This window comes from Niastella caeni, assembly GCF_004834005.1.
Taxonomy (GTDB): domain Bacteria; phylum Bacteroidota; class Bacteroidia; order Chitinophagales; family Chitinophagaceae; genus Niastella; species Niastella caeni.
Genome location: NZ_STFF01000001.1, coordinates 273,849 through 293,050, shown reverse-complemented (window position 1 = coordinate 293,050; position 19,202 = coordinate 273,849). Strand labels below are relative to the sequence as shown.

Sequence of the window (19,202 nt, the reverse complement as noted above, 5' to 3'; positions counted from 1 at the left end):
CGAATTGTCAGCAAGGATGATGATATCATCTCCTTCCCTGCATGCGTTACAGGCGCCCCTATCTAAGATAGCAGTTGAAAGCAAACTCAATGTAATCTATTGGGCAGGGCATTCTTTTGCCTGTGCTGAACCCAGGACAGCAATGACCTTGCTGTCAAAACTATTCAATGATCAACGATACACAATCAATGAAAAAAATAATATCCGGGGTTTGTATTGCAATTACCTCATTGGCAGCATCTGTTGAGGTATTCGCCCAGGAAATAGATACAACCACCAAAATAACTGTGTTACAGGACATCCTGGTTACTTCTAACCGCATGGAATTACGGAAGAAGCAAGTGCCACAAAAGCTTGACATCATTACCGGCCACGATATTGTAATGAACCCCGGCAGTGATGTAGGGGATGTTATAAAAAAGATAGCCGCGCTGGATGTTATTCAGCGACCTAATGTGGCAACCTATGCTACCATACGCGGGTTCAGGCCTCCGGTAGAACCGGGTAGGATCAACCCGGAAGTAACGGTGTTGCTCAATGGCCGCCAGTCGGGAACGCAGAACCTGGCCTTGTTCGATCCTAACAACATTGAACGCATTGAAATATTGAAAGGGCCGGCCGGCGCTATCTATGGAAGCAATGCTATGGGCGGGGTCATTAACATCATCACCAAAAGATCAACCGGTAAAGTAAGCGGCAATGTATATGGTGGTTACGGATCTTTTCAAACATCGGAAATGGGATATTCGGGAGGCGGAAATATTATTCCCAAAGTTGACTTCAATTTTTCCGGGACTTTCCTCGACAGGAATGCAGATTTCCGTTTTGGCAAAGGCAACCTGTTCAGGAAATTACTTGGCAGTGAACAGGTAGAACTCTTCCCCGCTACCGGCGCTATAAAGGAGTTTGATACAGCGTATGACGGACAAAAAAGGAACGGCACCAAACTGAGCTATAGAACAAACAGCCTGCGCGTCGCATACCAGATCAACAGCAAATGGCGCGTAGACGTGAGCGGGACTTCATTTCTGGGAAGAGGTCTGGAAAGCTCAGGCGACCTGAGAACGCTTGACGCACAGCAAGGTTCAGCCAACCGTATTTATAATACTGCAGACATATCCATAAAGGGCTGCATAAAAAAACACCATCTGTCATTGTTGGGTTATATGATGGCAGAGGAAAACAGCACCTTTAACAATTACAATGGAACGACCGTTGTAACGCCCTCACCCACTTACCAACGCAGTGAAGGGATCGTAAAATGGATTGGCGGTCAAATGCTGGATGTGTTCACTGCAGGGCAAATGATAAAATTTATTGCCGGATTCGATTATAACGAAGCTACTTCCCGTACCCGTGCCTGGAACCAGGGAACCGCCGCACAAAATTTTGCAGTAACGGCAAAAGCTCCTACTTCACCATGGTCATATGTAAAAACCTTTGCGCCGTTTGTTCAGGCGCATATTACCTTACTGCATGAAAAACTGATCGTGAATCCGGGTATGCGATACGATTTTATCAACTTCGGAATAATATCAACACCCCTGTTTCAAAATCTTACTCCGAAAAAAGAAAGCAACCGCTTTATCAGTCCCAGTGTTGGCATTCAATACAATATTATGGAAGGGTTGGCGGGGCATTACAATATAGGTAGAGCTTTCCGGTTTGCACAGGCTTTTGAAATTGCAGGTTATTTTGAAGAGTACCTGCCAGACAATAAAATACGTATCACCACCGGGAATCCTGAGCTGAAGAACGAACAGAACTTAACACAGGATGCGGGCATCAAATACAACAACAGCAAAAGAGGATACTCGTTCGACATAACCTTTTTCAACACCCGGGTAGAGAACAGGGTGCGTCAAATTGCCCTCACAGAATTGACCGGCCAAACATATTCAGATGGGAGAATTATAGACCGCTATCTGACATATACCAATGCTGATAAAGCAAATATCCGCGGACTTGAAATAGAAGGCAGCTATGACTTTGGGGTATTGAAAAATTACCACTATGGATTGCGGGTGTTCGTCAATATCACCCGCCTCATAAAAGCCGAGGATATTACAAAAGGAAGTGGAACCACACCCGATGTAAAAAACAGGATAAGAAACGTTGCCCCGCTGAATGTTGGTTATGGGATCGAGTTCGACAACCTCAAAACATTTTCAGCAAGAATAAGCGGACGTTACCTAAGCAAACGCTTTGCACAGGATTTCGGCAACAGTAACCCGGTATTGAACGGAGCATATATGAAGTATCCGCGTTATATAGTGCTTGACCTGACCGCCAATTATAAGATAGCAAAACAACATATTGTTTCCTTTCGCATAAGCAATATCACAGATGAAAACTATTATGAAACAAGAGGCTATAATATGCCTGGAAGATTCACAGGGCTCCGTTACACGTACCGGTTCTGATAATTCAAACTACATAAATCAATAAACAACAATTATGTCGCACACATTGCAAAATGCTATTACGGTTTTAACCAACATTCTTATCTGGCCGGTTATTATTCTATTGTTAGCCGGCATGGCCTATGCACTGTACCAGCTTGGCAATATGGTAATGGAGAGTTTTCAACGAAAGGGAAAACCTAGATCTATCAATAACCTGAAAGCACCTGATGAAAATGCCATGCGTTACCAGGGGATCATTGAATGGAAAAAACAGGTTGACCAGGAGCCGGCTGCCACTTACTGGCAACACCATGATCGCACCGAAGTACAACTTAAAAAACGGATCAACCGGGTACGCACCTGGGTAAAACTGGGGCCTACGCTGGGCCTTTGCGGTACGTTGATCCCTTTAGGTTCTGCCCTGAGTTCATTAGCCAATAACAACTTCAAACAACTGGCAGAAAGCGGAACGCACTCCATTGGCGCAACGGTAATGGGATTAATGACTGGCGCCATATGCATGATCGTGGTGAGCCATTATGAAAGATGGTATGCTATTGACCTGGCAGAAATACGACATGCAATTGAAAAAGAAGAAACCGGTTTATAACCAAAAAGTTATTCAAATGAAACATGTAAAGCAAAGGCAAAGTATGGGGTTGCTTTCAGCAACAGGCGAAGGTGATGACCCATTATCGGCGGTAGCGAATCTCTTCGACCTGGGGTTCGTGCTGGCCATCAGTTTTATGGTATCGCTTATCATGGCGTTGAACAACCTCAGCCTCACAGACCCTGAGGCCAAGGTAACCATAACTACGGAACGAAAAGACGGGTTGCAGATAATGGTAAAGGATGGAGAAAAAACGACCATCAGGCGAATGACAAAGAACATCGGTAGCGGCGATGGCGAGCGTTTGGGCGTAGCCTATAAATTACAGGATGGCACAGTCATCTATGTACCTGAAGACAATCAACCAACAAACGATGAAAAAAAATAAACTGGCGGGTATTTTACTGGTAAGCTTATTCGTAGCTGCTATTGCCTTTCTTTCTTATCGCTTCCGCAGGCAGGGCAGCGACAAAACTACCATCCTTTTTGTAACCGCCGACAGCAAAGCTGAAGCGGTGGTGAGAGGCGCCGATCTGTTTCTGAAGAAGTACCCGGAATTGTCTGACAAAATAGATGTAATAGTGAGAACAGAAAGCAATTCCAGGGAGGGTGACGCCATACCCGGTTCAGATATTATGGTGTTTCATGTGCATGAAACAGCGTTCCTGAAAAAGCATGAACCTTACCTGAATAAAATAAAATCAGGAGGCAGTATCGGCAACGCTAATACGCCTTTTATTAAACTGGCAACCGGCCAGCCGGGGCTTAGTTATTCTGAAGACAGGATGAGGGATTTAGGATTGAGGCGGGAAAAAGCGATCGATGACTATGTTGAATATGGATCCCCTACCGATTACCTTAATTGCATCAGCTATTTGCTGAAGCGGTACCGTGGATATAATCAAATCAACTATGAAAAGCCAAAGGCAAAGATCAAAGAAGGCCTGGTGGTATATACTGGCGGAAAAATGACCAAGCTGGTTTCTTCCTGGAACGAATGGCTAAAAGAAAGCAAGCCTGATTTAAGCAAACCGGTTGTCGCTTATATGGTGTATAGAAATGCAGTACATGCCGAATTATTGAATGTGGAAAATGCCATGATGAGCCGATTTGAAAAAGCAGGTTTTCAACCGGTGATGGTATTTGGCTTTCCTGCTACCAACGTGTTGAAAAATTATTTGATAGATACTGTTACCGGTAAGTGCCGGGCAGCTATTGTAGTCAGTAGCACATTTAAATTCCTTGACAATGAAGCTTTGCCATTGTTAAAAAAAGCCAATGTGCCTGTCATAAACGCAATAGATATTTATGGCCCCACCATTGATGAATGGCGAGCCAGCAAAAAGGGACTGAGCAGTTTTGAGATCTCATTTCAGTATGCGATGCCCGAATTCAGTGGCCTTGCACCAAATAATATTATCAGCGGGAACAAATTACAGGGCAATATGTCTATGAAAACGGTGATCCCTGCTATGGCTGATAAGATCGTAAGCAGGGCCAAACGGTTTGTTTATTTACAACGCACCCCTAATAGTAAAAAGAAGATCGGGGTATTATTCTGGAATTATCCCCCCGGCAAAGACAATGTAGGCGCCAGCTACCTGAATGTAACAAGGAGTATTCCTGTATTCCTGCAAGCACTTAAAAAGGAAGGGTATACCATTACAGGAGCCAACCTGCACGATGAACGGTCAATTGAAAAACTCATTATGAAACGTGGGCGCAATGTAGGAAAGTATGCCCCCGGTGAACTGGAGGCTATGCTTAAAGAAGGCGGCGCCATTCTTGTGCCGGTTTCAGAATATAAAAAATGGTTGGCTGAATTGCCTGTTTCTTACCAGCAATATGTAAATGACCGATGGGGAAAACCGGAAGCGGCCCAAATAATGACCATTCAAAAAAATAACGAACTGCATTTTGTAATTCCAGCCATCCGGTTGGGCAATGCTGTTGTAATGCCACAAGCCAGCAGGGCGAAGTTTGAAGAAATTGCAGCTATGTATCATAACACCAATCTTCCGCCGCATCATCAATACATTTGCCAGTACCTGTGGCTGCAACATAATACAGACGCCATCATACATACAGGTACACACGGAACCCAGGAATGGCTGGATGGCAAAGAAAGCGGTATGAGCGAATATGACAGCCCGGAAATACTGGCAGGCGATCTGCCTATAATGTACCTCTATAACATGGACGTAGTAGGCGAAGGGCTCGTAGCCAAGCGCAGAGGTGCAGGCATTATCATAGATCATCTAACTCCTGCAATGGGGGAAGCTGGAATTAGTCCGGAGTTACAAAACCTGAACCAGTTGATTCTTCAATGGGAAAAGGTAGATGCCGTAAATCCCGACGGCAGTGAAAAAGTATTACAGGATATTGAAAAACTCTCTGCGAAACTGGGCATTACCAAAGACCTGGAGAAAAACGGCTGGAAGCCGAGCACCCCTTTGAAAAGTTTGTCTCCCGCTGCATTGAAAGAACTGGTGGAAGAACTGCAGCATTATATTGAGGATATCCGTACGCATTCAACCCCGTTCGGGCTGCATACCTTTGGCATTTCTCCTACAGGCAGGCAGCTTACCAGGTTTACTGATATTATGGCAAAGACCAATAAGCCCGGGAACAGGTTGGTGTATCAAACCAATCTGGCTAACAGTGGCGCCCATGAATTAATCAGCCTTATCAAAGGTTTGAACGGACAATACATTGAGCCCAATGTTGGCAATGATCCTATTCGCAATCCCACTGCTATTCCAACCGGTTCTAACTTTTTTGCATTTGACCCCCGCACCGTTCCTATGGCTTATGCCGACTCTATGGGAACAAGGTTGGCCAATACGTTTATCAGTGATTTCTTTAAACAGCATAACCGGAATCCCGATAAAGTAGCGCTTGAAGTTTGGGGAAGCGAAACAGTACGGCACCAGGGGATGCAGGAAGCCCAGGCAATAGCCTACCTGGGTGTAAAAATCAAAAGAGACAAAATGGGCAAGATCGAGGGTGTAGAATTAATACCAAGATCGCTATTGGGCAGGCCAAGAGTAGATGTGCTGTTCAGCACAACCGGTTTATACCGGGATAACTTTCCTATGCTGGCAGAATTATTTTCAAAAGCGGTGGAACTGGCATATTACTCACCTGAGCCTGATAACCCTGTTCGAATAAATTCAGATAAGATCTATAACAAATTGGTGGCGGCCGGAATGGACACGGTGCAGGCTCGTAAAAGGAGTTTGATAAGGGTATTTGCCGAAGCACCGGGCACATACGGAAATGCAGTGGCTGATGCATCGATCGCCAGCGGCTCGTGGGATAATGATAGTGCTATTGCCAACCTCTACATTCGCAAAATGAGTTATGGGTACGGTACTGATATCTGGGGAGAAAGTATGGAGAAAGAATTTGAAGCAGCATTAAGCGGAACAGACGCGGTTATCCATAGCCGCACCACCTCATTGTATATGAGCCTCGACAATGATGATTTTTTTGGATTTGCAGGTGCATTGGCCCAGGGTGTAAAACATGTAGACAGTTTAAAAACTTCTCCCTCCCTGATGGTAGCCGACCTGAGGGAAAAAGGGAATGAAAAATATGTTTCCATTGAAAAGTTCATGGGCATGGAATTACGCAGCCGTTACTTTAATCCCGCTTATGTAGAAGCAATGACAAAAGAAGGATACGCAGGCGCCAGGGAAATTATGAAAAGTGTTGACAATATGTTCGGTTGGCAGGTGGTATACCCCGAGGTGATAACAAATGAAAAATGGCAGGAATTTTATGAAGTATGGATGAAGGACAGATACCAGGTAGGCACCACCGGATTTTTTAATGAACATAATCCTTTTGCAAGACAAAGCATGAGCGCCAGGATGCTGGAAGCCATTAGGAAGGGATTTTGGAAGGCTGATGAAAAAACAAAGAGCGATCTGGCCAAAATATATGTAGAGAATGTAGCAAAAAACGGAGTGAGTTGCAGTTACACCACCTGCGACCATCCGGAACTGCAGCAGTACATCAAAGGCATTGCAATAGCCAACTCAAACATCAATGCCACAGATGTAACCAGGTGGATAGCAAAGGTGGAAAATGCTACAAACAAAACGATAGACGAAGCCATGGCAAAAAGAAAAGTTGAAAAGATGCAGGCATTGGATCCTGATTATAAACTACCGGAAAATGAAATGGATAAACAGGTAAATCAACCAATGCCGGGTAAACGACAAAAGCAAGCCGAGAAAGTGCAGGGATATAAAATGGAAGAAGAAAAAGTTATAAAGGCGGAATTACAAAAACCTTTCCACCATGTGAATTATTCTTTTTATTTCCTCATCATCGGGTTTCAGTTTGTTTTCGTTGCTGCAGGATTAGTGAGCAGGAAGTACCGGATCTGATAAAAGCCGGAGAACCGGATGCAACACCCTCATTGCGCATACACTACAGGGTTTCACCGTTATGATGATCTGTTTTTTTATGCCTAAGTAAAAGAATGCCCTTATTGTTTTTAAAATAAAAGCATCGTTACACGTCGAAAGAACACGAATAAATAATTTGGATGAAAGTGAACATCCATGCCTTATTTCATGGTTACCGTTAAGGAAAGCAAAGCGGGCGCCCGGCGGCGCAGAAAACTGGTAGTTGCTTGTAACAGCAAACCGGAAGCAATGATCTCCATTCAGGATCTGTGCAGGGGAACCGGCTTTATACCGGACTATAAAACGGTTGGTGAGATCACCAGTTACCGGTATTTCAGGATCGTAGGAACGTTATTGGGAAGATGTATAGACCGTGCTGCAACATGAGGAATCACAAAAACAAAAGGCTGCCTTAATAAAAGACAGCCTCGCATATTGTTATTGGTGTTTTCTATTTCTTTCCCGGATATTCCTTCAACGCCTGTTGCAAACAATCCATCGCACTGTTGAGGTCGGCCACATTCAATACATAGGCCAGTCGCACTTCATTCTTGCCCAATCCCGGCGTACCATAAAATCCACTGGCCGGCGCCAGCATCACCGTTTGCCCGTTGTGGGAGAATGACTCCAGGAGCCATTGACAAAACACATCGGCATCGTCGATGGGTAAACGCGCCATTGCATAAAATGCGCCACCTGGGTTAGGGCACAATACGCCCGGCATGGCATTTAACCGCTTTACCAGCACATCGCGCCGTTTCATGTATTCCGCCTTGGTTGCATCAAAATAATTGTCGGGCAGGTCAACGGCGGCTTCACCCAGGATCTGGGCAAAGGAGGGCGGACTTAACCGCGCCTGCGCAAATTTCATCACGGCATCCAATACCTGCCTGTTCTTTGTTACCAAAGCGCCAATACGACCGCCGCAGGCGCTGTACCGTTTGGAAATAGTATCCATTAATATCACATGCTCATCCAGTCCCTCCAACTGCATAGCGCTCATATGCTCACCACCGTAGCAAAACTCGCGGTATGCTTCATCTGAAAACAGGTACAGGTTATGTTTTATGACGACCTGCTTCAACGTTTCCATTTCTTCCCGGCTGTATAAATAACCGGTGGGATTATTAGGATTGCATATAAGGATCGCCTTCGTTTTTGGCGTGATGTGTTGTTCAATGGCTGAGATGGGCGGCAACGCAAAACCATTCTCAATATTCGAGGTAACCGGTACTACATTAATACCAGCGGCAACGGCAAACCCATTATAGTTGGCATAAAATGGTTCCGGAATAATAACCTCATCGCCCGCGTCGAGGCAGCTCAAAAAGCCAAATAAAATGGCTTCTGAACCACCGGTGGTTATAATGATCTGGGTATGATCTACTTCAATACCCGCCTTCTTATAATATTGCACCAGCTTGCGGCGGTAACTTTCGTTCCCGGCGCTATGACTGTATTCCAGCACTTTGAAGTCGGCATGGCGAACGGCATTCAAAATAGGTTCCGGTGTTTCAATATCGGGTTGGCCGATATTCAGGTGAAATACCTTAATACCCCTCTTTTTTGCGGCCTCTGCATACGGTACCAGTTTACGAATAGGTGATGGCGGCATCAACTTGCCGCGACTACTAAGTGTTAGCATTTCGCAAATATAGGGTTACGGTTTTAAGTTCTTTGTGCTATGTTTTTGGTTTATAACGATCTATTTTTCATACAATACTGTTCTTGTAGACAGATCTGTTTCCTGTAAAATGGAATTCAATGAATTATAACCAAACAAAAACAAGCATAGAGAACAATGGGTTCAAAAAAAAATCCTCACAGCTAACGCCGTGAGGATCATTCATATAAATTGATGTTTACTTTCTTGTAGTGAGGATTATCCTTTTTTGTTTGCTTTTTCTTTTTCAAACTTGGCATATTCCTCAGCATTCAGCACTTCGCCAGTAATTTTCAATTCCATGGGCTGATCTACCCCGGCAACTTTTACATAAATGGTTTTATTAAAAGGGCCGGCGGCCGCCGCATTGAATCCGGCAGTGATCTTATCTTCTTTACCTTTTGCTACAGGAGCTTCGGGTTTAACAGGCGTTGTACAGCCGCAGGAAGCGGTAGCTGATTCAATAACTACAGGTTTATCGGTAACATTTGAAAATGCAAAGTTGTATGTAACAGGCACACCCTGTTTAATTTTTCCAAAATCGTGCACTAATTCCTTGAATTTGATAAAGCTATCAGCTTTTTTAACAGTTGCAGCAGGCGCAGTTTGAGCAAATACTCCGGCAGTCATGATCAATGCCGCAAAAGCTAATACAAATCTTTTCATGTGTATGTTTTTTTTAATTTTTCAATAATGATAAAGACGCATTTACAGGTGCAGAGGTTGTAGGCCCTTTATAAACAGTTCCTAAAATGGTCAGTACTTTGGTTTGTTGGTTATTGTATTGAATGGTTATTGTTTTATTGAACGGCCCTTCATTGGCTGCATTGTACCCTACCTTAATGGTGGAAGAAGCGCCGGGTTGTATGGCATCCTTGGTCCATTCAGGGGTAGTGCAACCGCAGGAAGCCTGCACATTCTCCAGCATCATCGGTTCTTTTCCTGTGTTTACAATTTCAAAATTATGGGTAACCGGGCGACCTTGCTGAATTTTTCCAAAATTATAAGCGGTTTCCTTTAATTGTAAAGTCTCCGCTGGTTTGGTATCGGTTGCGGTTTGTGCCTGCGTAGTGAACGCAAAGGCTGCAAGACAAACCAGCAATAACATCTTTTTCATGCGTACAAAATTTTAAGGTTTTTGGTTCTGTATCATCTAATCTACACAATATCCCGTTAACTTTCGAGGGAAAAAGGGCTATTAATTATATCATAGGTAATAACATATATAACCCTAACATGTTCAAAATTACATTTTTAACGGCCTACGCGCCAATTAATTTTCGGGCTAATGACATTTTTTTAACAACCCCGCAAAATGGCGTGATTATTAATATTTTTGTCACATGGAAAATACTGCTCACAATCAATCGCTTGCCGGCGAAAAACTTTCTTTCGATAAATTTCGGGAGGAAGTACTAAAAGATTACCGCCTAGCTTGCGAAAGCCGGGAGGCCAGTTTACTGGGTCGTAAAGAAGTACTTACCGGTAAAGCCAAGTTTGGCATTTTTGGTGATGGCAAAGAGGTAGCGCAAATCGCCGCTTCTAAATTTTTCCAGCCCGGCGATTTCCTGTCGGGTTATTATCGCGATCAAACTATTGCTTTTGCCACCGGCCAGGCCACCGTTGAAGAATTCTTTTCACAATTGTATGCCGATCCCGATACCGCTCATGATCCGCATAGTGGGGGAAGGCAAATGAACTCTCATTTTGCCACGCCTATCGTAGATGCGCAAGGGGAGTGGCTCGATCTTGTGAATCGTAAAAATATAGCTGCAGGGCTGGCGCCTACTGCCGGTCAAATGCCGCGCGCCCTGGGGATGGCCCTGGCCTCTAAATTGTTCCGCAACAGCGATGTGCTGAAACATTTAGATCATTTGAGCGACAACGGCAATGAAATATGTTTTTGCACTATCGGTGACGCTTCTACTTCGGAAGGGCATTTCTGGGAAGCCCTGAATGCGGCCGGGGTGTTGCAAATACCCTTAGCTGTTTTTGTATGGGATGATGGGTACGGCATTTCTGTGCCCCGCCGCCTGCAAACCATCAAAGGGTCTATTTCTGAGGCTATGCGCGGTATGCAGCGGAAAGATAATACCAATGGGTTTGAAATATATAAAGTAAAAGCATGGGATTATGCCGGTATGTGCGAAGTGTTTGAATCGGCTATTAAACGGATGCGCGAAACGCATATCCCCGCTTTGTTTCATGTTGAAGAAGTAACACAACCACAAGGCCACTCTACTTCAGGTAGCCACGAACGGTACAAATCGCCCGAGCGGCTCACCTGGGAACGCGAATGGGATGCCAATAAAAAAATGCGGGAATGGATCCTGGAAAATACCCTGGCCAGTGAGGAAGAACTGGAAGATATTGAAACAGCGGCTAAAGAAATGGTGCGCGAAAGCAAACAAAAAGCCTGGGAAAAATACATTGTACCCGTTAAACAACTGGTGTACAAATGCGTGGAATTACTCGATACACTGATCAACCAGGGCGTTGATACAACCGGCGCCATTGCGGCTGCAAAAAATGGCTTAACTGCCAACCGCGAACCGTTGCGTAAAGATGTAATTCAGGCTTTACACAAAACCATCCAGGCTGCAGGCAACTCGCACCTGGTTTCAGAGGTAAAAGACCTGTACCAGCAATTGCGTAAAGAGGGGTATGCGAATTACGGAAGTTATCTGTACGACGAAAGTCCGAAGAGCCCGCTGAGGATAACCACTACGCCGTTGCAATTTGCCAACGATGCGCCGATGATGAACGGATATGAGATCCTGAACCATTACTTCGATGAGTTGTTTGCCAGCAATCCGAAAGTGCTGGCCTTTGGTGAAGATGTTGGAAAGATCGGCGACGTGAACCAGGGCTTTGCCGGTTTGCAGAATAAATATGGCGAGAACCGCATATTCGATACCTCTATCCGCGAGCTCACGATCATCGGGCAGGGGTTAGGACTGGCCATTCGCGGCCTGCGCCCAATTGCCGAAATTCAGTACATCGATTATTTGTTGTACGGCCTGCAACAGTTAAGCGATAATGCTTCTACGTTGTACTGGCGCACGAAAGGACGCCAAAGTTGTCCGTTAATTGTACGTACACGCGGGCACCGCCTCGAAGGCATCTGGCACAGCGGATCACCCATGGGCATGATGTTGCATTCGCTGCGGGGTATGCATATTTGTGTGCCGCGCAACATGGTGCAGGCGGCCGGTATGTACAATACGTTGTTGCATGGTAACGATCCGGCTGTTGTAGTAGAATGCCTGAACGGTTACCGCCTCAAAGAAAAATTACCTGCTAATATTGTTGATTATAAAGTGGCGCTGGGCGTTCCTGAAGTTATAAGAGAAGGAACTGATATAACCATTGTGTCGTATGGAAGTGTGCTGCGCATTATAAATGAAGCGGCTGATATACTGGAGAAAGCCGATATCAGTTGCGAGATCATTGATGTGCAAACCCTGCTGCCATTTGATGTGAACCACCTCATTCTGGAATCGCTGAAGAAGACCAATCGCATTGTATTTGTTGATGAAGATGTGCCTGGTGGCGCTTGCGGTTACATGTACAATAAAGTATTGGAAGAACAAGGCGGCTACCGCTGGCTCGATGTATCGCCGCGCACCATTACCGGTCAGGCGCACAGGCCCAGCTACGGCAGCGATGGCGATTATTTCAGCAAACCCAATGTGGAACAGATTGTGGATGTGATACAGGAGATGATGGCTGAGTAGAAGACAGTTCACGCTGCAAGCCACTAGCCTAAAGCTGAAAGCAAAAACCGTTACTAGCCAAAGGACTCAATAACTTAATAACCAAAAAACTAAGAACATAGAACTTAGAACAGAAAACTGAAAACTAAGAACTTAATAACCCCTTCAAAACAATTCCTGTGAAGCTTCATTTGTATCAGGTTGATGCATTTACCAACCATTTGTTCGGAGGTAACCCTGCTGCTGTAATTCCCCTTGATCAATGGATCAGCGATAGCCTTATGCAACGGCTGGCTATGGAAAACAACCTCAGCGAGACTGTTTTCTTTGTGCCATCGTCGAAACCGGATGCCGATTATGATATCCGTTGGTTTACCCCTGCATCGGAGATCAATCTTTGCGGGCATGCTACCCTGGCTTCCGCCTATGTGTTATTCCATGTAATGGGCTACAGTTATCCTGCCATTCGCTTTCAATCAAAGAGCGGCATACTGGTGGTTACCAGAAACCTCGACAAGATCAGTATGGATTTTCCTGCCTGGAAACCGGAACCCGTAACTACCAGGCCCAATGAACTGGCGGCTGCTTTGGGTAACATTTCTATTACAAGTGTTCACAAACACCGCGATTACCTCGTAGAGGTAGCCGATGAAAGCATCGTGCAGCTTTGTCAACCCGATTTTACCTTACTGAAAAAGCTTGGGCACAAAATTATCCTTACCGCAAAAGGTAACAAGGCCGATTTTGTATCACGGTTCTTTGCGCCTACTGTTGGGATTGATGAAGATCCGGTAACCGGTTCAGCGCATTCGCAACTGATACCGTATTGGGCGGAAAAGCTGGGCAAGAAAACATTGTTTGCCCGCCAGCTATCAAAACGCGGGGGAGAAATATGGTGCGAATACATCGGTGAGCGGGTAACGATGGCCGGCCAATGTGTGTTCTTTATGAAAGGGGAGATTGATCTATAAAAAATAATTATTGTGCTAACAGCTACCGAAAAACGATTTATAAAATATTGGGAAGAACAGCGTCAGGGAGGCAAGGTAAAATACTACCTGTTGTATATTCTTCTGGGGACTTTCATTGCTATCCTGGTGCTTTCTTTTTTAACGCAGGTATTGGGTTTGGGGCTACCTCAAAATCTCCTGTTTATTGTTATTGGTAGTTTTTGTGTGGTCACTATTGCTACCGTGCTCACCTGGTGGCTTAATGAAAAAAAGTTTAAAGGGATTATTCAAAGGGAAGTAAGAGAGGGGATGAAAAGAGATGAGGAAAACGGAAACGGGAAATGAGAAGTGAAGAATGAAAAATGAGGAATGAGAAAGTTGGGGAATATTGAATGTGCGGTATTTTGTGCAACATGTGCGTGACGCGTGTATTCCATTTGCACGTTTTCTCATTTGCTAATTTGCACATTAGCTCGCTATTCCAGAAAACGATCTCTTTCTTCCTGTGTAGGTACCCGGCAACTCTCTTTCTTCCCAAACAACCTGTACCGGTTAGCCGCAATTAATTTATACAGGCCATCACGAATAGGCTGGGGCACATAGATAAACGCATACAACAGTTGCCAGCCGCGGCCCAGGTGCTTCAGCAGTCGTAACATCGCTGTTGAGCGCGTATATACTACATTCCCTTCAATAAGCATAAACGAGTGAAACTGATCTGCAGGCAGGTGGTATTTGCGCAGGTATTCCTGTCCGGTTTTTCCCTGCAGCGACCCAAACAGGAATTTCTTTTTCTTATCTCTTTTTAAAACGAATTGAACACTACTATCGCAGAGGTTGCACACCCCATCAAAAAGAACAATGTATTTCGAAGTAGTACTGATCATTTCAAGACAAAATTACGAGCCGGTAAACTAAAAATCCCGCTGTAAGCGGGATTTTTAGAATGTATTCTTGTCAATTGCTCCTGAGCGAAGTCGAAAGATTGTCTATTGAAGATTATGGAATACCTTCTGCACATCGTCATCCTGCTCCAGCTTATCAACCAGTTTCAATACTTCCTGCGCCTGCTCCTCACCCAATTGCACGGTGGTGCCGGGGATCCATTCTACTTCTGAACTGATAGGCGTGATGTTCCTTTCTTCCAGGGCTTTTTGCATATTGCCGAAATCATTGAACGCTACCCTGATAACCAGAACGGTTTCGTCATTCTCTCCGGTTCCTTCGCCCATTTCTTCCAGGCCTGCATCGATCAGTTCCAGTTCCAGGTCGTCCTGGCTAAGGCCTTCGGGTTTCAGTTTAAACACACCCATTTTCTTGAACTGGAAGCTTACGCTGCCGCTGTTACCCAGGGTGCCATTGCCTTTATTAAATATGGCCTTTACGTTGGCTACGGTACGCACGTGGTTATCGGTAGCAGTTTCTACCAGAATAGCAACGCCGTTCGGTCCGTATCCTTCGTACAGGATCTCTTCATAATTCTCCATTTCCTTACCCGATGCCCGCTTGATGGCCGCTTCAACGCGGTCTTTGGGCATATTTACGCTTTTGGCGTTCTGAAAACAACGCCGCAGGGCCGGGTTGGTACTGGGATCAGGGCCGCCGGCTTTAACAGCAATGGCAATTTCCTTTCCAATACGAGTAAATTGTTTGGCCATCCGGTCCCACCGGGCAAACATCGCGTGCTTACGTACTTCAAATATCCGACCCATATATTAGTTTCTAGTTTGTAGTTTATGGTTTGTTGTTCGTTTCTGGTTCCGGTTACCGGTCCTGTATTTGCTTGCAGCTTGTAGCGTGCAGCTTGCGGCCTTCAGTATTATTCACCATTGCCCGTTTTCAATTAGCTATGTCCCTTTACCTCCTAAACGGGTTGCAAAAATAAAATAACTGGCGCAAGTAGCCAACTCACTCCAATAAAACAAAACCCGCCTTTAAGGCGGGATTGTTTTATAAGCAGGTAGGAAGCTATTTTATTATTTCTTTTTGGCCAGTTTAGCCGCGAATAATATGACATGGAATGCGGCAAATGCTAATGAAAAGTAGAAGATGCCGTTATCATTTGGCACCTCTTCCGGCTTAAACTTTTTACCAGCGGCGGTGGCTTCAGCAATAAACTTTTGAGCATCTTTTTGCGTCAACGTGTGGTGAATAAAGGCAACAATGCCCAGTGACAGGGAAAGGATCAATCCGCTCATTCCGCCCACTTTGTTACCCTGCGGTATTGTTTCCGCACTTCTCGACGATAATAAACTGTGTTTAACGCTGTATGCCAGGTAGATATCAAGTCCCAGGATCATCCAAACGATCAACCTTATCCAGGTATCGAGCGGTAAGAATACCATCATGAACAAACAGGTGAACACGCCTAAGATAGGTACCAATGGCACCAGCGGTGTTTTGAAAGCGCGGGGTGCATTAGGCATTGTTTTACGCATGATGATAACACCAATACACACAAGAATAAATGCGAACAGGGTCCCGATGCTAGTCATTTCTCCTACCACACGGGCTGGTACAAATGCCGCGAACAGGCTCACGAAGAGCAGGAACAGCAAATTATTTTTTGCAGGTGTACGGAACCTGGGGTGCACTTCTGAAAACACTTTAGGTAACAAACCGTCTTTACTCATACTGAAGAAAACGCGGCTTTGACCCATCAACATCACCAGGATCACCGACATATAACCAGCCAGAATGGCTAATACAATGGCCTTGTTCAACCAGGGGTAATCGGGATGAACAACACCCGCTGCATCGGCTGTGCCCATATGATCAATAGCAACAGCTACAGGAGCAATACCATCCTGACCTTTGAATGTGGTGTAGTTGGTTACACCGGTCATAACGTGGGCAAACAGGATGTATAAAATGGTACAAATAGCCAGTGAACCCAGAATACCCCATGGCATGTCTTTTTTCGGGTTCTTCGCTTCCTGGGCGGCGGTACTCACCGCATCGAACCCTATATAGGCAAAGAACACAATGGCCGCGGCACGTATGATACCACTGAACCCAAACTCACCAAAATTGCCGGTATTTTCAGGAATGTAATTTTCGTAGTTCGCACTGTTGATATATTTCCAACCCAGGAAAATAAAGATGAAAACAACAGTTACTTTCAGGGCAACAATGATGGCATTTATAGTAGCGCTTTCCTTGGTTCCTTTTACAAGCAATAAACTCATTAAAATAACAACAAATACAGCCGGTGCGTTTATTAAACCGCCATCCCAGGGGCCGGCCGTCATGGAAACGGGTAAATGAATATCAAATCCGGCAAGGAACTTTACCAGGTAACGGCTCCAACTGATACTTACTGTAGCGGCGCCCACGGCATATTCCAGCACCAGGTCCCAGCCAATGATCCAGGCAACGAATTCACCCATGGTAGCATAGGAATAAGTATAGGCGCTTCCCGCAACGGGGATCATAGAAGAAAATTCTGCATAACACAAACCGGCAAAAGCACAACCAAGTGCGGCAACAATGAAAGAAATGGTAATAGCGGGTCCGGCCTGATTGGCAGCAGCACCACCGGTAATGGAGAATAACCCGGCGCCGATAATAGCGCCAATACCTAATGCTATTAGAGCGCCTTTGCCCAGGGTTTTTTTGAGGGTGTGTCCACTGGTATCTTTTGCCTCATTTAATAAAGAATCCAACGGTTTTTTTACAAATAAACTCATAAGAGTTAGTTAGAATTTTTTTGAATGAATAGTATTGTCTGTAATCATGTATAAGGTCGGAAAGATAAAGGTTTTCTTAAAATTACGAGCTAAAAGATATGCTAAATACTCTACACATCGCAGGCAAAAGATAAATGATCGGGCAAATTGGTTTATTCATTTAATATTATATTGCACCCTATTACTTTTTAACCGAACTACATGAAGAAAAACAGGCTCACGCTCTATATTCTGGTAGCCATGGCAGCGGGTATCATTGTCGGTTACCTGATGCACCAAGTGGGTACTGGTCATAAAATAACCTATTCCTCTGCAAAAGATTATACAGGAAAAGACACGATCACGCTGGTTTTGTCAGGGAAAGAAGTTATCCAGCCCATTGAGGTCGTTAAAGATTCTGCTACCTATCGTCAAACAAAAGTAGCGCCCGGCACCTGGCTGGTTGTTGCCAACACCAGCGAAGCGTATGAAACCAATAAAGAGCTGACACTTAATAAAATTAAAGTTGGCCCAAAGCATGGAACGGCGACTATCAAAGCCATTCAATCGTTTAGTGATAATATTAAACTATTGACTACTATTTTCCTGCGGCTGGTTCAAATGATTATAGCGCCGTTGGTTTTTTGTACGTTGGTGGTGGGTATTGCCAAACTCGGCGATCTGAAAACCGTTGGCCGGGTTGGCGGCAAAGCATTGTTATGGTTTATCACCGCTTCACTGGTAAGTTTATTACTGGGTATGCTCATTGTAAATCTGGCGCAGCCGGGTCATGCGGTTGATTTAAGCAATGCCGATACGGCCGGCGCCAAAGACCTGATTGGCAAAACAACCGAGTTTTCTGTGGCTAAATTTGTGGAGCACGTATTTCCAAAAAGTGTCATAGAAGCCATGGCCAATAATGAAATACTGCAGATCGTTATCTTCAGTATTTTTTTTGGTGTTGCCATGTCGGCATTGGGTACCTACGCCAAACCTGTAGTTAAAGCGCTGGATGCCGTTGCCCATGTAATTTTAAAAATGGTGGGCTATGTAATGAACTTTGCACCCCTGGGGGTGTTTGGCGCTATTGCAGCGGTGATTGCCACCAAAGGATTGGAGGTGTTCTGGTTCTATGGAAAATACCTGATGTTCTTTTTAATAGGGATCGCCCTTTTGTGGGTTATATTATTAACGGTAGGCTACCTGATACTGGGAAAGCGGATAGGGCAGCTCATAAAACGCATCGCCTCGCCTATGCTGGTTGCCTTTAGCACCACCAGCAGCGAAGCGGTTTTTCCAAAGCTCACCGAAGAACTGGAACGGTTTGGTTGCAAGGATAAAATAGTTTCTTTCATTTTACCGCTGGGGTATAGTTTCAATCTGGATGGCAGCATGATGTACATGACCTTCGCCAGTTTGGCTATTGCGCAGGCATATGGTATTCACCTGGATATGGGCACCCAGTTAACCATGTTACTGGTGTTAATGCTAACGAGCAAAGGAATTGCAGGGGTGCCGCGGGCATCGCTGGTAGTAGTAACCGCTACCTGCGCCATGTTTAAAATTCCACCAGAAGGTGTTGCATTGATCTTACCGATTGATCATTTTTGCGATATGTTCCGCACAATGACCAACGTAGTAGGAAATGCCCTGGCCACCAGCGTGGTCAGTAAATGGGAAGGCGAACTGAAACCTGAAATGGCCCAAACGGATCCTGTATTAGTTGATAATTAGTTACCGGTTACCCGGTACCGGGAACCGGTGTAAAACCT

General features: G+C 44.9%; 15 protein-coding genes. 9 read left to right on the top strand and 6 right to left on the bottom strand.

What is annotated here, in order from left to right; all coding sequences use genetic code 11:
- Nucleotides 1–188 precede the first annotated feature (188 nt).
- The 5 genes from FAM09_RS01210 to FAM09_RS01190 all read left to right on the top strand — a co-directional run bounded on the left by FAM09_RS01210 (nt 189) and on the right by FAM09_RS01190 (nt 7,820).
- On the top strand, nt 189–2,423 hold the full coding sequence (locus FAM09_RS01210) for a TonB-dependent receptor (RefSeq protein ID WP_166436989.1): 2,235 nt from the start codon (nt 189–191) through the stop codon (nt 2,421–2,423).
- 34 nt (nt 2,424–2,457) lie between these two features.
- A complete protein-coding gene (locus tag FAM09_RS01205; protein ID WP_136575253.1) occupies nt 2,458–3,015 on the top strand; it encodes a MotA/TolQ/ExbB proton channel family protein in 558 nt (185 codons plus the stop codon).
- Between the two features lie 16 nt (nt 3,016–3,031).
- The gene (locus tag FAM09_RS01200; RefSeq protein ID WP_136575252.1) at nt 3,032–3,403 is read left to right on the top strand and encodes a DUF2149 domain-containing protein; all 372 of its coding nucleotides are present in this window, start codon (nt 3,032–3,034) and stop codon (nt 3,401–3,403) included.
- Complete coding sequence (locus tag FAM09_RS01195; protein WP_166436988.1) at nt 3,390–7,412, top strand: cobaltochelatase subunit CobN; 4,023 nt, start codon at nt 3,390–3,392, stop codon at nt 7,410–7,412. Before FAM09_RS01200 ends, FAM09_RS01195 begins: the two co-directional genes overlap by 14 nt.
- A 177-nt stretch (nt 7,413–7,589) precedes the next feature.
- Nucleotides 7,590–7,820: a hypothetical protein gene (locus FAM09_RS01190; RefSeq protein ID WP_136575250.1), complete on the top strand. Its 231-nt coding sequence runs from the start codon at nt 7,590–7,592 to the stop codon at nt 7,818–7,820.
- Nucleotides 7,821–7,884: 64 nt separating this feature from the next.
- On the opposite strand, the gene FAM09_RS01185 is transcribed toward FAM09_RS01190, so the two are convergent.
- From FAM09_RS01185 to FAM09_RS01175, 3 genes are all read right to left on the bottom strand, one after another.
- Nucleotides 7,885–9,078: a pyridoxal phosphate-dependent aminotransferase gene (locus tag FAM09_RS01185; RefSeq protein ID WP_136575249.1), complete on the bottom strand. Its 1,194-nt coding sequence runs from the start codon at nt 9,076–9,078 to the stop codon at nt 7,885–7,887.
- Nucleotides 9,079–9,315: 237 nt separating this feature from the next.
- Entirely contained in the window at nt 9,316–9,762 is a 447-nt protein-coding gene (locus tag FAM09_RS01180; protein ID WP_136575248.1) for a DUF1573 domain-containing protein, read from the bottom strand.
- A 13-nt stretch (nt 9,763–9,775) separates the two neighbouring features.
- Entirely contained in the window at nt 9,776–10,213 is a 438-nt protein-coding gene (locus tag FAM09_RS01175; RefSeq protein ID WP_136575247.1) for a DUF1573 domain-containing protein, read from the bottom strand.
- Between the two features lie 226 nt (nt 10,214–10,439).
- On the opposite strand from FAM09_RS01175, the gene FAM09_RS01170 reads away from it, so the two are divergent.
- The 3 genes from FAM09_RS01170 to FAM09_RS01160 all read left to right on the top strand — a co-directional run bounded on the left by FAM09_RS01170 (nt 10,440) and on the right by FAM09_RS01160 (nt 14,107).
- Nucleotides 10,440–12,833, top strand: coding sequence for an alpha-ketoacid dehydrogenase subunit alpha/beta (locus FAM09_RS01170; protein ID WP_136575246.1), 2,394 nt, complete (start codon nt 10,440–10,442; stop codon nt 12,831–12,833).
- A gap of 158 nt (nt 12,834–12,991) precedes the next feature.
- Nucleotides 12,992–13,783 carry a PhzF family phenazine biosynthesis protein gene (locus FAM09_RS01165; RefSeq protein ID WP_136575245.1) on the top strand — a complete coding sequence of 264 codons (792 nt, stop codon included), beginning with the start codon at nt 12,992–12,994 and terminating at the stop codon, nt 13,781–13,783.
- A 12-nt stretch (nt 13,784–13,795) separates the two neighbouring features.
- On the top strand, nt 13,796–14,107 hold the full coding sequence (locus FAM09_RS01160; protein ID WP_136575244.1) for a hypothetical protein: 312 nt from the start codon (nt 13,796–13,798) through the stop codon (nt 14,105–14,107).
- Between the two features lie 131 nt (nt 14,108–14,238).
- Here FAM09_RS01160 and FAM09_RS01155 read toward each other — a convergent pair whose 3' ends face one another.
- The 3 genes from FAM09_RS01155 to FAM09_RS01145 form a co-directional block, all read right to left on the bottom strand.
- Nucleotides 14,239–14,649, bottom strand: coding sequence for a thiol-disulfide oxidoreductase DCC family protein (locus FAM09_RS01155; RefSeq protein WP_136575243.1), 411 nt, complete (start codon nt 14,647–14,649; stop codon nt 14,239–14,241).
- Between the two features lie 102 nt (nt 14,650–14,751).
- Nucleotides 14,752–15,474, bottom strand: coding sequence for a YebC/PmpR family DNA-binding transcriptional regulator (locus FAM09_RS01150; protein ID WP_136575242.1), 723 nt, complete (start codon nt 15,472–15,474; stop codon nt 14,752–14,754).
- Between the two features lie 264 nt (nt 15,475–15,738).
- On the bottom strand, nt 15,739–17,451 hold the full coding sequence (locus tag FAM09_RS01145; RefSeq protein WP_136575241.1) for an amino acid permease: 1,713 nt from the start codon (nt 17,449–17,451) through the stop codon (nt 15,739–15,741).
- 201 nt (nt 17,452–17,652) lie between these two features.
- On the opposite strand from FAM09_RS01145, the gene FAM09_RS01140 reads away from it, so the two are divergent.
- Nucleotides 17,653–19,164: a dicarboxylate/amino acid:cation symporter gene (locus FAM09_RS01140; protein ID WP_136575240.1), complete on the top strand. Its 1,512-nt coding sequence runs from the start codon at nt 17,653–17,655 to the stop codon at nt 19,162–19,164.
- Nucleotides 19,165–19,202: the final 38 nt, after the last annotated feature.

Coding starts and splice junctions, on each gene's coding strand:
- FAM09_RS01210 (WP_166436989.1), top strand. CDS start 189: ATGAAAAAAATAATATCCGGGGTTTGTATTGCAATTACCTCATTGGCA.
- FAM09_RS01205 (WP_136575253.1), top strand. CDS start 2,458: ATGTCGCACACATTGCAAAATGCTATTACGGTTTTAACCAACATTCTT.
- FAM09_RS01200 (WP_136575252.1), top strand. CDS start 3,032: ATGAAACATGTAAAGCAAAGGCAAAGTATGGGGTTGCTTTCAGCAACA.
- FAM09_RS01195 (WP_166436988.1), top strand. CDS start 3,390: ATGAAAAAAAATAAACTGGCGGGTATTTTACTGGTAAGCTTATTCGTA.
- FAM09_RS01190 (WP_136575250.1), top strand. CDS start 7,590: ATGCCTTATTTCATGGTTACCGTTAAGGAAAGCAAAGCGGGCGCCCGG.
- FAM09_RS01185 (WP_136575249.1), bottom strand. CDS start 9,078: ATGCTAACACTTAGTAGTCGCGGCAAGTTGATGCCGCCATCACCTATT.
- FAM09_RS01180 (WP_136575248.1), bottom strand. CDS start 9,762: ATGAAAAGATTTGTATTAGCTTTTGCGGCATTGATCATGACTGCCGGA.
- FAM09_RS01175 (WP_136575247.1), bottom strand. CDS start 10,213: ATGAAAAAGATGTTATTGCTGGTTTGTCTTGCAGCCTTTGCGTTCACT.
- FAM09_RS01170 (WP_136575246.1), top strand. CDS start 10,440: ATGGAAAATACTGCTCACAATCAATCGCTTGCCGGCGAAAAACTTTCT.
- FAM09_RS01155 (WP_136575243.1), bottom strand. CDS start 14,649: ATGATCAGTACTACTTCGAAATACATTGTTCTTTTTGATGGGGTGTGC.
- FAM09_RS01150 (WP_136575242.1), bottom strand. CDS start 15,474: ATGGGTCGGATATTTGAAGTACGTAAGCACGCGATGTTTGCCCGGTGG.
- FAM09_RS01145 (WP_136575241.1), bottom strand. CDS start 17,451: ATGAGTTTATTTGTAAAAAAACCGTTGGATTCTTTATTAAATGAGGCA.
- FAM09_RS01140 (WP_136575240.1), top strand. CDS start 17,653: ATGAAGAAAAACAGGCTCACGCTCTATATTCTGGTAGCCATGGCAGCG.